The organism is Rhodococcus sp. Leaf233 (genome assembly GCF_001426165.1).
Classification (GTDB): Bacteria; Actinomycetota; Actinomycetes; order Mycobacteriales; family Mycobacteriaceae; genus Rhodococcoides; species Rhodococcoides fascians.
On record NZ_LMRO01000009.1, the window covers coordinates 844,209 to 858,875 of the forward strand.

At 63.8% G+C, this 14,667-nt stretch carries 9 protein-coding genes and 1 pseudogene; 6 read left to right on the top strand and 4 right to left on the bottom strand.

Annotated features, from left to right (window positions below; genetic code table 11):
• Positions 1 to 9: 9 nt before the first annotated feature.
• From ASH04_RS14690 to ASH04_RS14700, 3 genes are all read right to left on the bottom strand, one after another.
• Positions 10 to 894: a universal stress protein gene (locus tag ASH04_RS14690; RefSeq protein ID WP_027496138.1), complete on the bottom strand. Its 885-nt coding sequence runs from the start codon at positions 892 to 894 to the stop codon at positions 10 to 12.
• A gap of 46 nt (positions 895 to 940) precedes the next feature.
• Positions 941 to 4,051 (bottom strand): NAD-glutamate dehydrogenase domain-containing protein, encoded by a 3,111-nt coding sequence (locus tag ASH04_RS14695; RefSeq protein ID WP_057473816.1) that lies wholly within the window; start codon positions 4,049 to 4,051, stop codon positions 941 to 943.
• Positions 4,052 to 4,193: 142 nt separating this feature from the next.
• A complete protein-coding gene (locus ASH04_RS14700; RefSeq protein WP_057473817.1) occupies positions 4,194 to 5,030 on the bottom strand; it encodes an alpha/beta fold hydrolase in 837 nt (278 codons plus the stop codon).
• A 411-nt stretch (positions 5,031 to 5,441) separates the two neighbouring features.
• Between ASH04_RS14700 and ASH04_RS14705 the strand changes: the two genes are divergently transcribed.
• Together ASH04_RS14705 and ASH04_RS14710 are read left to right on the top strand one after the other, a co-directional pair.
• Entirely contained in the window at positions 5,442 to 6,890 is a 1,449-nt protein-coding gene (locus tag ASH04_RS14705) for an APC family permease (protein ID WP_057473818.1), read from the top strand.
• 4 nt (positions 6,891 to 6,894) lie between these two features.
• Positions 6,895 to 7,731: an alpha/beta fold hydrolase gene (locus tag ASH04_RS14710; RefSeq protein WP_230591082.1), complete on the top strand. Its 837-nt coding sequence runs from the start codon at positions 6,895 to 6,897 to the stop codon at positions 7,729 to 7,731.
• Between the two features lie 72 nt (positions 7,732 to 7,803).
• On the opposite strand, the gene ASH04_RS14715 is transcribed toward ASH04_RS14710, so the two are convergent.
• On the bottom strand, positions 7,804 to 9,777 hold the full coding sequence (locus ASH04_RS14715; protein ID WP_156394552.1) for a GMC family oxidoreductase N-terminal domain-containing protein: 1,974 nt from the start codon (positions 9,775 to 9,777) through the stop codon (positions 7,804 to 7,806).
• Between the two features lie 281 nt (positions 9,778 to 10,058).
• Between ASH04_RS14715 and ASH04_RS14720 the strand changes: the two genes are divergently transcribed.
• The 4 genes and pseudogenes from ASH04_RS14720 to ASH04_RS27230 all read left to right on the top strand — a co-directional run bounded on the left by ASH04_RS14720 (position 10,059) and on the right by ASH04_RS27230 (position 14,609).
• Entirely contained in the window at positions 10,059 to 11,996 is a 1,938-nt protein-coding gene (locus tag ASH04_RS14720; protein ID WP_162247536.1) for a primary-amine oxidase, read from the top strand.
• Positions 11,987 to 12,502 carry a hypothetical protein gene (locus tag ASH04_RS14725; RefSeq protein ID WP_048319512.1) on the top strand — a complete coding sequence of 172 codons (516 nt, stop codon included), beginning with the start codon at positions 11,987 to 11,989 and terminating at the stop codon, positions 12,500 to 12,502. Before ASH04_RS14720 ends, ASH04_RS14725 begins: the two co-directional genes overlap by 10 nt.
• Positions 12,503 to 12,611: 109 nt before the next feature.
• Positions 12,612 to 13,727 (top strand): annotated as a pseudogene (locus tag ASH04_RS26950) (multidrug effflux MFS transporter); the annotation flags it as partial.
• A 75-nt stretch (positions 13,728 to 13,802) separates the two neighbouring features.
• Entirely contained in the window at positions 13,803 to 14,609 is an 807-nt protein-coding gene (locus tag ASH04_RS27230; RefSeq protein WP_235580022.1) for a 2-keto-4-pentenoate hydratase, read from the top strand.
• The last annotated feature ends 58 nt before the right edge of the window (positions 14,610 to 14,667 follow it).

Genomic DNA, 14,667 nt, shown 5'->3' on the forward strand with positions numbered 1-14,667 from the left:
TCGACGAATTCATGATTCGAACTCCTGCTTGGGGACGACCACCATGGGAACGGGCAGGACGCGAAGCATCTTTGCGGCCGTCGAACCGAGAAAGAGTCGGCGCGGTTGGGCAAGACGGCTGGAGCCGACCATGACGAGGTCGCCGTCCTGCCAGTCGAGCGTCCGCACCGCAGACTCGACGGACGACCCGTCCGCTATGGTCACCGATATCGGAAAATCCTCCGGCAACGTGGATTTCGCTTCGTCCACAAGGGCACGTGCGTGCGCGACGGCCCGGTCACGCGCGCTGTCGTAGCTGTCCCGGGCATCGCGAAGATCGTTGCGGGGGTCGAGCGCAACCAGGGACACGAGCCGCAGTGGAGTGTGCATTCTTTCGCAGGTGCGTACCGCCGTCCGCAGCAATACATCCGCTCCCGTCCTGGTCCCGAGTGCGCAGGTCACCTGACGAATCTCCCGAGCAGACGAGTGCCGGGTGCCGCGCGGCGCGAGTGCAAGCGGTACGTGTGCCGAATGCAGCAGTTCGGTCGAGACCGAGCCGACGGAATGCCGTCCGAGCAGGCCGTCTCCGGACGCACCCACGACGATGGCCGAGGCCCCCAGCCGAGCCACCTCGTCCAGCAGTCCCTGGGCGAACGAGTCGTTGAAACTCGCGTGCACGGCGACCTCGATGTCGGACGGCACCAAGGATTTCGCCTCGTCGAGCCAGCCTTGCGCTCGTGTGACCAGGACGTCCTCGTACCCGGTTTCGGCGGGGACTCTGGACGCAACGGTGCGGTCCGGTGGTAGGACCATGCAGATGTCGAGTTGAGCACCCAGACTGCGGGCGAGCTGCACCCCGAGGGTAAGACCGTCCTTACCGCTGGGGGTGGCGAGATATCCGACGATCAAGCGCATGGGGACGGCTCCTTCGTTTCGATCGAACAGGTAGAGGTAGTGCGAATCATCGGCACCGAGACAGGGCGAGCGACAGCTCTGCGCTCACCACGCACACTTGCGAATTGCTCAGCCCTTCCACGCTGTGGAGTTCACCGACCATCTGGGCCAATCGTTCGACGGAATTGGTGTGCACAGACTGCCACGCTGCAACGGCGTCGGTAGCAGAATCGGTGTGTACCGCCTCGGACAGGACCTGTTCGGTCATGTTGTGCCAGTGCTCACGAATCGCATCGACCAGAATCGCGCTTGCCATGGCGTCCCAGTAGTCGGCTCCACCGGAGGCGACAGAGGAGCGTTCCACCAACCGGTCGAGACCCACGACGCGGCCGAATTCGAGATACGTCTGCGCCACGTGCGCTATCGGTCGGGCAAGCGACCGGGCCGTCGTCTCCAATGCGAATGCCTCGGAGAGGATTCGAAGTGTGTTCTGATCGACGACGAGATCGCCGGTCAACTCCGGCAACGATTCTCGGAGTTCACGTACCGGCCGCGTTAGGCGTTCGATCGTCTCCAGAGGCGTCGAATGTTCGTCGCGGTTCCGCAACAACCACGACGTGGTCCGCTCGATCAGATCCTGAACACCGAACTGCAAAACCAGCCTGGTGCTCTGCGGGATTCCAGGTAGATCGGCAACGACGTCCCACAGGTGGTCGATGTCGAAAACCTGGCGCACGACGGCATACGCGACCGCGATATCGGCAGTGCTTACGCCCAGCCTCTCCTCCAGCCGGTGAATCATGCCGGGCCCGACGCGGTCGATCATGTGTCCGGTCACGACGACCGCCACGATCTCCCGCGCCAGTGGATGCCTGCGAATGTGGTGAGGAACCAGGACACGGATCGATTCTGGAAAATAGCCGGCGAGTACCCCGTCGAACACCGGGTCGTCCAATAGGGGAGAGGCGAGCAATTCGGTGGCCACCAGGTTCTTCGACTGCGCCAACAGCACCGCGATCTCGGGCCGAACCAGTCCCTGCCCCAAGCGATGTCGAGCCCGCAACTCGGCAGGCGAGGGAAGAACCGCAGCGACTCGACTGATTCCCGCGTCGCGTTCGAGGTTGTCGATCAACCGTTCGTGCCGGCCCAGCAGGAACGGCGCGTGGGCCTCGGCGAGGCTGATCGCCAGGGTCTGCGATGCAGCATCTGCAAGCACCGACTCGGCAACCTCGTCCTGAACCTGGGACAGCGCTCTGTTGCGCTCGGTGACGGACAGCTCGCCGTCCGCGACGGCCGCATCCACCGCGATTTTCAGATTCACCTCTCGATCGGAGGTTGCGACGCCCGTGGCGTTGTCGATGAAGTCGGCGTTGACGCAACCCCCGGCAAGGGCGAATTCGATTCGAGCACGCTGCGTGAGGCCGAGATTGCCACCCTCGCCCACCACCCGGGCCTGCAGTTCGGACGCGTCGACGCGAACGGAATCGTTGGCCGGATCGGCGGAGTCGGAGTGTCCCTCGGTCGAGGCCTTGACGTAGGTGCCGATCCCTCCGTTCCACAGTAGATCCACCGGGGCGGTGAGCAGCGCCTCGACGAGTGCATTGGGGGAGAGGGAGCCGACATCGATTCCGAGTCGTGCCTGCATCTGCGGTGACAGTTCGATGGACTTGACCGAACGGGGCCACACCGCACCGCCCGACGACAGTGCCCTGGTGTCGTAATCTGCCCAGCTGCTTCCGGCGATCGATGCCAGCCGTTCCCGTTCGCGGTACGAGACCTCGGAGTCGGGGTTCGGATCGAGAAAGATGTGCCGGTGATCGAACGCGCCGACGAGTCGGATGGCGTGGCTCAGGAGCATTCCATTGCCGAACACATCACCCGACATGTCTCCGATACCGACCACCGTGAACGCATCGGTATCGACGTCGATCCCTTTCTCGGCGAAGTGGCGTCGTACCGACAGCCACCCGCCGCGTGCGGTGATTCCCATGGCCTTGTGGTCGTAGCCCGCCGAGCCTCCCGAGGCGAACGCATCCCCGAGCCAGAAGCCTCGGCGGACTGCAATGCTGTTGGCGAGGTCGGAGAATCGGGCAGTCCCCTTGTCGGCGGCGACGACGAGATACGGGTCGTCGCCGTCGCGGATCACCGTGCGCGTCGGATGCACCACCGCGCCGTCGACGACGTTGTCGGTGACATCGAGCAGTGCCTCGATGAAATCGGTGTAGGCGTTGCGGACACCTTCGGGAGTCGTCTCCGTTCGAACCACGAAAGCGCCCTTGGCGCCCATCGGCACGATCGGTGAATTCTTGACGTGTTGCGTCTTCATCAGATCGAGTACTTCGGTGCGGAAATCGTCGTGCCGGTCCGAATGACGCAGGCCCCCGCGAGATATCGCACCGCTCCGAACGTGACTTCCTTCGACGATCGGAGAGTGCACGAAGATTTCGCGGTACGGGGTGACGGCCGCAGAGAGGGACAATCGTGCCGGGTCGATCTTGAACGCTGCGGGTGGGACGCCTACCGTGCGGTCGTGCTGAAACCAATTGGTGCGCAACACTGCCGAGAGGAAAGAACGCAGTCCTCGTAACAAGCGATCTTCGTCGAGTGCCGAGGTGCGCTCGACAGCGGTGTCGAGAATGTCCTCGGCGGCAGCCGTCAGCCTGTCGCGGTCGGTCACGTCGGGATCGAATCGTGCATGGAAGAGTGCGCAGAATCCTCGGACGAAGTCGCTGTGCCGCAGCAGTATCGAGACCACAGTGGGTTCGGATAGCTCCAGCCCTACCTGGCCCAGATAGCGGGCTGCGGCGCGAATGAGAACGGCGTCGGTGAACGGGATGGACGCCGATGCGATGAGGCGAGTGAAACCATCGACCTCGAGATCGCCCGATGCAGCGGCCTCGAATGCGGCCCGCAGCAGGTTCGGAGTTGCTGCGGACCAATCGATTTCATCGGTACTGAAACCGAATCTGTGAACGAGGGCGTCGCTGTCGTCGCCCGAGGGCAACAACTCGTGGTTCGCCACACGCAGCCCGAGATCGGCGAACAGTGCGACCAGATCGGCGAGAAGTGGAGCGCGACGCTGCCACTCCAGGATGGCAACGGGCAGCTGCTCGTCCACAGTGTCGATGAACCGCAGCCGCACACCGCTGTCCTCCCGGACTGCACCGGCACCGCTCATTTGTTTCTCCTGACCATGCTCGACGAGGGTGAGGCGACGCTCACTGTCGGCTAAGTCTGGCTGAACGAGACGCACGACACAGCTGACGAAATGGACAGCCGACGTCCTCGGACCGCTCCATTCCGGTCCTTGTGCTGCTTCATCACCCGTTCCGCAGCGCCTCGTCGATTCGTGCTCCCACGGCGGCGGCACCGGCCGAGGTCATGATCGTGCCGGCATGGTCCAGTTCCATCATCGGGGTGATCGAGGTCAGGTCGAGCGCATCGATGTCTTCGGGCGAGTACATCGGTGCCGAGTTCTTACCAATGCTCCACTGCGCGTGCAGGAATCGGATCGGCATCGTCAGTTCTCGGAACCGTGACTCGCCGAAGAACACATCCTCTGCGTCGGAGACGACTGCATCGGTCGACAGTCGCACCGACCCGTTGACCAGATCGTGTTCGGCGTACGTCCGCAGGAGTGGATCCGCCGGGTCGAGAAGCGGCAGCGACGTCGAGACCAAGAAGTCGACGTAGTCGTCGACGGCGTCGAAATGCTTCTGAGTTCGAGCAATTCTGTCCGCGAACACAGCTCCGACGGTCTCGCGGGTGAGACCGGCGGGCGGTGCCACCGGAACGCCTCCGTCGACGAGAACGAGACTCTTCACTCGAGATGGATACCGGGCCGCGAACTCGACTGCCACGAATCCACCCATGGATATTCCGCACACGTGTGCAGCGTCGAGTCCGAGGACATCCATGACGGCGTCCAGGTCGTCTGCGTGCCGAGCGAGCGACGACGGCCCCGTGACCTCGACGCTGTCGCCCCTGCCGCGCAGATCCGGTGCGACCAGTGTCAGGTGTGGCGATTCCGCCCGCAGCCAGCCCCACAGCACGCGCTGGCTGGACACGCCGTGCACCACGAGGACGGGCTCGCTGGTGCCGGTGTGTGTTTCGACGACGAGATCTCCGCCGGGTACAGGTACTCGATCGATGGTCATGGTGCCGACAGTAGGGGAAGCAGGCTTCAGGGGGGATGGATTCTTCGCCCACTGCGCACGCCGAAATATGGATGAGTCGTCCGCATCGGGGAGGGAACCGTCGCCTGGACGGAGTAGGGGATGCAGAACACCGAGCGGTACACGTCCGGGCCACACGACCAGGCGGTACGTTGCTGGTGTGGACCACCCGGGCAAAGGATCGAGGTGCACGTAATTCCGGTCAGCGAACCGCTGGCCAGCGGTTCGAAATCGTCGAAACCGGGTGCTCATGGCGGGTTCCAGCTGGGTCGAGGCCGGCCTCGGTGTCACTGAGCGGACCTTTCACATGGCGACCAGGTGAATATCTCTCCACACTGATCGCTATTCGACGGCGCTCGTCGTCCTTGGTGTTCGCAGGAGGAGTTGAAATCTATGGTGCCACGTACGCAGAGCAGCGCATCGACGACTGAGGGGTCGACCGAGCTCGCGCAGGGAAGTCTCAATGTCGCGCACATCGTGTTCATGGTGATGGCCACGGTTGCGCCCGCCGGAGGCGCTGTGGCAATTCTGCCGCTCGCCATCGGACTGGGGGTAGGTATCGGTACACCCGGAATGTACGTGTTCGTACTCGTCATCATGCTTCTGTTCGCCGTCGGTTTCACCCGGATGGTTCCCTATGTGCAGAACGCCGGAGCCTTCTTCGCCTACATCGTGCGAGGGCTGGGGCGTCCCGTCGGCTTGGCCGGTGCCTACATCGCTACCAGTGCCTACATCGCGCTGGCATGCGCCACCAGTGGCGCGATGGGTTTCTTCGCCTCGGGTAGCGCCAACAAGATTTTCGGCATCGATCTTCCATGGTGGGTCTATACCTTGGTGGGCCTGGTGATCGTGTTCCTGCTCGGCTATCGCAAGATCACGCTTGCTGCAGGCGTACTCGGAGTGGCCCTCGTCGTCGAGCTCGTGGTCATTCTGGTGCTCGACATTGCGATCATCGCGCGAAACGGGATCGGCAGCTTTCCGATGGAATCGTTCAGTCCCAGTCAGGTTTTCGTTCCCGGAGCCATCGGCGTCGCGATGATTTTCGCGTTCTCGTGCTACCAGGGCTTCGAAGGGACAGCGATCTACGCTGAGGAAGCACGCGATCCGAAACGCACCGTTCCTCGTGCGACGTACATTTCGATGGGATGCATCGGCTTCTTCTTCGTCCTGACGTCCTGGGCATTCCTGGCCAGTTCGAGTGGCGCCACCGCCGCGGCAGCCGCAAGCCCGGGCACATTCGTCTACGACCTCAGCGACGAGTTCGTCGGTTCCGCGTGGACAACGACACTCGAGGCGTTGATCGTGACGAGTTGCTTCGCCGGAGTGCTTGCCTTCCACAACGCAGCGTCACGGTATTTGTTCGCACTGGGCCGGGACGGCTTCCTGCCGCGGTCGATGCGAACCCTGCACCCGCGCCATCAGTCGCCGGTGGTTGCCGGTTCGACGAGCTATGTGATCGAGACGGCGGTCGTCGTCGTCTTCGCCGTCGCCGGGCTCGACCCTCTGACGACCCTCACGTCCGCGCTGACCGGTTTCGGAGCGGTCGGTCTGATGGTCTTGATCACCACGACATCGCTGTCAGTGCTGGTGTTCTTCGCTCGGCAGCGTCGATTCGGTTGGGGCCACACGGTTGCGCCGGCCCTGGCGCTGATCGGTTTCGGAGCAATCACATATTTCGCGCTGTCCAACTTCTCGGCCATCACCGGTACCGATTCGGTGATCATCAACGGTCTACCGTTGCTGCATCTCGCGACGATCGTGGTGGCAATCGGGGTTGCGCTGTACGCACGCAAGAACCGGCAGGACACCTACGCGAACATGGGCCGAACCCTTGTCGACTGAAGCCGTGCTCGACGACACCACGACCCTCGTGCGCTTCGGCTACGCCGACACCCCGCTCGGTCAACTGCACTATGCAGAAGCCGGAGTCGAGGGAGTCCCGTTGATCTGCCTGCACCAGACCCCGCGTTCGTGGGACGAATTCGCCGAGTTGATGCCCCTCGTCGGCCCGTCCCGTCGCATCATCGCCATGGACATGTACGGATTCGGTCAGTCCGCCAAACCTGTTGGCCCGCAAACGATCGAGCAGTATGCCTCGGGTGTTCTGCATCTAGCGGATGCGTTGGGTCTCGATCAGTTCTCGGTGATGGGTCACCACACCGGGGCCGTGGTCGCGGTGGAGGTCGCCAGTGCGGCACCAGGTCGGGTGAAGTCCGTGATCCTGTCGTCGCCGTCCTACACCGGCCCCGAATACCGTGCCGGTCACGCTGACGGCCCCGGCGTCGACGTCGCGGAAATCGACTCGCACGGTGGCCATCTCACGACGTGGTGGGGCCAGCGAGAACCGTATTATCCGCCGAATCGTCCGGACCTACTCGATCGCTTCGTGCGCGACGCGCTTGCGCCGGGGGTGGATCCGGCCGAGGGACATATCGCGTGTTCGCGGTACGTCATGGAAGATCGGATCGGCGAGGTGACGGCCCCGGTACTCATCCTCGGTGGCGACGCGGACCCGTTCTCCTTCCCCGATGTCGGCCTCGTGCGGGACGGTCTCGTGCAGGCAGCGACGGTCGACATCGTGGTCATCGAGGGCGGCACCATTCCCATGGTGGAGCAACTACCGACACCGGTGGCCGACGCGGTCGTCGGCTTCCTCGACACGCACACGCCCAAGGATCGCTGAAACCGACGTCGACAAGCTCGAACGCTGGTGTGCACAATGCACACCAGCGTTCGAGCTTGTGCGCTGCGACGGTCAGGGGATTTCGGAGTCCCATTCCTGCACAATGAATTCCGCGGTTCTGCGTGCGTAGGCTTCGATCGACACCATGGGGTTCACCCCAGGCGCAGTGGGTAGCGCGCTCGCATCCGCGACATAGACTCCGGAACAATCGTGGAGGCGACCGCGGCCGTTCACCACCGATGTCGTCGGGTCGAGGCCGGTAGGGCAGGAGCCGCTCTGGTGTGCCGACAACGTCAGGATGTCCGTGGCGTCCAGGCTGCCGAGCGTGTCGAGAAATGCATCGAAGTCATCGCCCTGACGCCAGCGAGGGTCGGACGGAAGAAACGTGAAAATTTCTTCGGCACCCGATGCCCGGAGGATGCGCGCGAGTTCCTGATGCGTACGGCGGACGACTGCCAGGTCGACCGGATCGTCGAGACCCCATGTGACGACCGGCATTCCGTGCGCGTCGCCCTCCACCCGTCCGGAGCCGTGATCTCGAACGAAGCCCCAGACCCCGGAGACGTGTTCGAGGCGTAACTGCTCCTGCTTGTGTTGCTCACCGGAGTGCCACGGTGTGAGACCCGTCCAGAAGCCGAGGCCCATGGGCGCGGCTTCCACGACGAATCCGTGTTCGCCTTCCACGTGCTCGAAGTCATGACTGACGCTGGTGAGAATCTGCCCGGCCCAGCCCTTCACGACCTCGTCGTACACTCCGCTGACGAAGTACGAGGGGTGAACGTGCAGGTTTCGACCGACGCTCGGCCCACCCAGCCCGGAACGTTGCAGCAGAACGGGCGAGGCGAGCGCGCCCGCGGCGACCACGACGATCGGTGCCTCCACGAGTACGTCCCGGTCTCCGTCGGGAGTGTTCACCACCGCTCGGACGCCGACTGCGCGGCCATCGGCGTGCACGATTTCCTGGACGTCGCACTGGGGTAGCAACTGCGCACCCGAGTCGCTTGCATCTTGAAGGAAAGTTTTCATCGTGGATTGTTTGCATCCTACGAGGCAACCGGCATTGCACTCGCCGCAGAATCGGTCGTCGTTGTCTTTGGCATTGCGTGCCAGGGTATTTCGTCGGAGTCCGGCAGCGTCGAGGCCGCGATTGAGAATTCGGTTGACGCTGTTGTGCACGGTATTGGCGGGTACAGCGTTGATCCGCTGCATCACCGATTCGATGTGCGGGCCGAACTCGTCCGAGGACGCGCCCTCCATGCCTGCCTCGACCCATTCGTCCAGTACGTACTCGGGCGTCGGGAGACACGCCATGGAGTTGACCGTGGTTCCGCCACCGACAGTCGAGCCCGCCAACAGGCCGACGCTGGCATCGGTCGACCAGACGAAGCCACCGCCGAGATACAGATTCGGAAACGACAACGCCTCCAACTGAGGTAGATCGGGCTCGTTGCGATAGCCACCTTTCTCCAGTACGAGAACCTTCATACCCGCGGCCGCAAGACGGGCCGCGGCAACGCCGCCGCCCGCACCGGAACCCACGACCACCGCATCGACCGTCAACGTGACCGACCCGTTGTCGGGTAGCTCGGCCACGGTCAAGGTCTTCGGAAACTGCACTGCGGTCGGCGGTTCGAGCAACGGACCGGCAAAGCCGAGGGCCGGCCACGTCGGGTTCTTCGACGCCTCGTCCGGCACGGTGTAGAACATTGCCAACACCGTGCTCTGCACTATCAGAGCGCCAGGACGAGTCGACGGGTCGGCGAGCACCGTCAGCCACTGCTCGTCGCGTCGATCGGGCGAGCTGTCCGCGAACGATTCCGACAGGGCGTCGAGGGTACGGCCTACGAGGATGTGCACATGTGGGGCCCAGAGTGGGAGGACCGAGTCGAGAATCCGGTCCACGGCGAGATCGGAGGCACTCGTGCTCCAGAACACCTGCTCGTCCGTCGAGGCCGAATGTGGCGCAGAGATTCGCGGAATCAGAGTGTCGCAGAGTGCGGCCAAAACACGGCGGTCCCAGGATGATCGTGCGGAATCGACAGTCACCAGAACTCCTTTCAGTCAGAATTCGCCAGTGTCCACCTCGACCATCGATCGCAGGGCCCGCAGTCTCGGTGAGCGAACCGGCACAGCGTGATCGGGGCAGATGCCCCGCGATACTGCGTGCGGCGGCCGCCCGGGCGGAGCTCGCGACACAGAGGCCCGGCTGTCTCGAGGACCGCTGAGCAAAACATCGAGCTGCGCGCTCGACCGCACACTGGTTGTGTAGGAAGCACACGCTGGCGACTCGAGATCTCGACCAGATGAATGCTATGAAAGGAACACCCGTGCGTCATCCGCTCTTCGATTCCCTGACATCCGACGAGTTTCGCCGCGTCGCAGATGTCGTTCGTCGTGAGGCCATCGCAGAAAGGCCGGGGTTCGCCGCGGTCTACACCGACGAGCCGGACAAGCGACTGCTCCGCGAAGGTCACGAGATCGCCCGTCGCGCAAGGGTTCTGTTGGTCGATCGTGCGTCCGGAACGACGCACGATGTCGTCGTCGATCTCGATGCCGACGCCGTGGTCTCGTCCTCCGTTATCACCGACGGTGCTGCACCCGTCCTGCTCGAGGAGTTCGATCTTGCTCCCGACCTGATCAAGCAGGATCCGCGGTACGTCGAGGCGCTTGCGCTGCGCGGCATCACCGACATGGACAAGGTCCAGATCGATCCGTGGGGCGTCGGCAACATGGCCGTGCCCGGCGTGCTCGATTACCCCGTCGACGGCAGGCGTCTGGCCGGCTCGGTCTCCTACTACCGCGATTTTCCCGACGACAACGGGTACGCGCACCCCATCGAGGGTGTCATCGCTGTGGTCGATCTGGTGGCGCTGAAGGTCATCGACGTCCACGACTTCGGCGTGCGGCCGATGAACGTCGAGCAAGCCAACTACACGGCGGACGCGAACGAGCCGATGCGCTCCGACGTCGCCCCGCTCGTCATCACTCAGCCCGAGGGCGTCGGATTCAAGATCGACGGCCGCGAGCTCACCTGGCAGAAGTGGCGCTTCCGGATCAACTGGCATCCGCTCGAGGGACTGGTGCTGCATGCGGTGGAGTACCTGGACGGGGACGAGTACCGCTCGGTTCTGCACCGCGCGTCCCTGGGCGAAATGGTCGTACCCTACGGCGACCCTTCCAAGGAGCACTTCTGGCGCAGCGCATTCGACGCCGGCGAGTTCGGCCTCGGAAAGCTCGCCAATTCGCTTCGACTCGGCTGTGACTGCCTCGGTGAGATCGTCTACCTGGACGCGGAGAATGCCGGCGAGAACGGTGAACCGACCACTATCGAGAATGCGATCTGCATCCACGAAGAGGACGCGGGCATTCTGTGGAAGCACACCGACTGGATGACCGGCAAGGTCGACGTACGTCGCTCGCGTCGCCTGGTCGTCAGCTTCATCGCCACCGTCGGCAACTACCACTACGGCTTCTACTGGAACTTCTACCAGGACGCCTCCATTCAAATGGAGGTCAAGCTACTGGGGATCGTGCAGACCCGCTCCGTCGAAGAGGGTGAGACCTCTGCGCACGGCACCCGGATCGCCAAGAACATCGTGTCCAGCTACCACCAGCATCTGTTCTCGTTCCGGCTCGATACCGAAATCGACGGATGGCAGAACACTGTCGTACAGAACGATGCCTACGGGGTGCCTGTCGGCCCGGACAATCCCTACGGCAACGCAATCGGAGTCAAGAAAACGGTCATCGACCGCGAATTGACCGGTGACGACCACACCAACACGCAGTCGTCTCGCAGTTGGCAGATCATGAACACCGCCAAGAAGAACGCCTGGGGCAATCCGGTCAGTTACAAGTTCCTGCCCGGTTGGTCGTCGGCAACGATGCTGGCGCAGGATCCCTCATTGATTGCCAAGCGAGCCGGTTTCGGCACCCGCAACATGTGGGTGACGCCGTACTCGCCCGCTGAAATGCGCCCCTCGGGTGACTTCCCGAACCAGAGCCGCTCCGGTGACGGTCTTCCCCGATGGACTGCGGAAAATCGCGCGACCGACAACACGGATGTGGTGCTGTGGCACACCCTGGGAGTGACACACATTCCGCGCGCCGAGGACTGGCCGGTCATGCCGACCGAGGTCGTCGGTTTCCACCTGCTGCCGGTGAACTTCTTCGACAAGAACCCGGCGCTGGACGTGCCTGCTTCGTCGAGTGCACACGGCGGGAGCACTGCAGACGACCAGCCGGGCGAAGCGTCGTGTCACTGACCCTCGGGCCTGTGGTGGGCATGCCACCCGGGCGCGAAAGAACCAGGGCTGGAGTCGATCTCGTCGATGCCGTCCTCGCCGCTGTTGCGATTCTGTGTCTTGTGGTGCACGTCGTGTTGCTCATCGTCACGGGCACGGCGATGCTCGGCATGGTTGTGCCGATGCTCGTTCTGTCCGGCCTGTGCGTGGCGTTCACGTGCAGGAAGGGCAACGGCCACCGCGTACGCGAGTACGCGGTGACCGCCGGTTTCGGTATCGCGATGCTCACTGTGCACTGGGCGTTGATGTCGACGTCGCTGGGCCACTCGAGCCACACGGCGGCGGAAAGCGGCGCCATGGATCACGCTGCGATGGGGCACGGGGCGATGGACATGGCAGGCTCCGGCAGTGTTCTGTCCGCGCAGTCGTTCGAGGGATTGATGCAGGCCGGGTTGTTCTTCGCAGCCCTTCAGATCGTGTTGGCAGTGGGCGCATCGGTGCGTGCACTGCGTGCCGGCGGTGAGTAGATCCATCGCCGCGACCGAGAGCGAACACGGAAACTCCGGTGCCGACGGCACCGGAGTTTCCGCGTCCGCGGTGACGGCACCGTCGGGTCGGGGCCGTCTTCGCTTGGTCGTGATGCTCGGTGCGCTCACCGCACTCGGTCCGTTCACCGTCGACATGTATCTCTCGGCTTTTCCCGTCATCGCAACCGAATTCGCGATATCGGAGACGGCGGTGCAGTTCACCCTGACCGGCACTCTGATCGGCTTCGCCGTCGGCCAATTGGTGATCGGTCCGATGTCGGACGCACTGGGTAGGCGACGTCCACTGATCGTGGCGTCGCTGCTCCATGTTGCGGCCTCTCTCGGGTGCGTGGTCGCGCCGGGTATCGAGGTGCTGGCAGTGCTTCGGGTCCTGCAGGGTTTCGGAGGTGCAGCCGGGGCGGTCCTCGCCATGGCCGTGGTGCGAGACCTCTACCAGGGCAACGCCGCTGCGGTCATGATGTCCCGGCTGATGCTGGTGATGGGCGTGGCACCGATCCTGGCACCGTCGATCGGTGGCCTGGTCGTCGAAGTGTCGACGTGGCGCGTGATCTTCGTGATCCTCGCGGCTCTGGGACTGACGGCGGTCGCGATCGGTGCGTTCGCGATGCCCGAGACCTTGCCCCCGGCGGCGCGGCAGCAGAACAGTGCACGCACGGTTCTGCGGAATTACGCGCGCCTCGGCACGGATCGAGCCTTCGTCTCGATGGTGCTCGTATGTGGCCTGGGCCGGGTGGTGATGTTCGCGTACATCTCTGCCTCGCCGTTCGTCCTACAAGGTAGCTTCGGACTCACTCCGCAGCAGTTCGGAATCGCTTTTGCCGCAGGCGCAGTCGTCTTGATCGGAGCTTCGCAGCTCAACGTCGTCGTTCTTCGTCGATGGACAACTCGAACCGTTCTGCTCTCTGCGCTGCTGATCGGCACCGTCGTTGCCGTCGTGTTCGTGGTCTTGGCGGCGACCGATACGGGTGGGTTGATCGGTTTCGGGGTGCCGGTGCTGCTGATCTTGGCGGTGATGGGCACGGTCCTACCGAACGCTCCGGCGCAAGCACTGGCCGGCTACGGATCCCTGGCCGGTACCGCGTCGGCCTTGATCGGCGGCGTCCAATTCGCCTTCGCAGCGGCAGCCGCACCCGTCGTCGGTCTCCTCGGCAACGACGCCCTCGCAGTGGCGACCATGATGGCTTTCGCGGCGTCGGTTGCCTTGGTGCTGGTTGTCGTCGGCACCGGACCGACGGTGAGGACCGCTGAGCGAGACGCAGTTGTTGCCGGTGACGCCCCCGTGTCCGAAGCTTGCGTCGTGACTGTGAGCCAGAACAACATCGAGGCCGCCGCCGAGCGGCTGAATCACGCTGCGAACAGCGGCGAGCCCTGCGAGCCGGTCCGCGACCTGATCGGCCGTGACGACGTGACGGCGGCCTATGCGGTACAGGAGATTCTCAACAACGAGCGTCTGGATTCCGGAGCGGTCGTGGTCGGCCGAAAGATCGGTTTGACGTCGAAAGCCGTTCAGGCGCAATTGGGTGTCGACCGTCCCGACTTCGGAATGCTGTTCGACGACATGGCCTACGGTGCCGACGCCGTCATTCCCGCCGAGCAGGTGTCACAGCCGCGTGTCGAGGCCGAGATCGGCTTCGTATTGCGCGAAGATCTGGCCGACGGGCCTCTCGACGCAGATCGCGTCAGACGAGCCACCGATTACGTGGTCGCCGCCCTCGAGGTATGTGGTAGCCGAATCAGCAACTGGGACATCAGCTTTGCAGACACCGTGGCCGACAATGCGTCGGCGGGTGCCTACGTACTCGGTGATCGGAAAGTGTTGCTCGGGGATCTGGACCTCACCGAGGTGCAGATGACCATGTCGATCGACGGAACTCAGGTGTCCGAGGGCACCGGTGCCGCCTGCCTCGGCGATCCGGTCGCAGCCGTCGTCTGGCTGGCGCAGACCGCGGCAGACCTCGGTCGGCCGCTGCGTGCCGGCCAGGTCGTTCTGTCCGGAGCTTTGGGACCGATGCGGGCGGTCGCAGCAGGACAGTCGGTCACGGCCACCCTGACCGGCCTCGGATCGGTGAGCGCTTCCTTCCAGTAGTAAACCGGGACAACCCTTCTCCGTGTATCGCGCTACGGAAGCGGGTTGTACTCGCAAC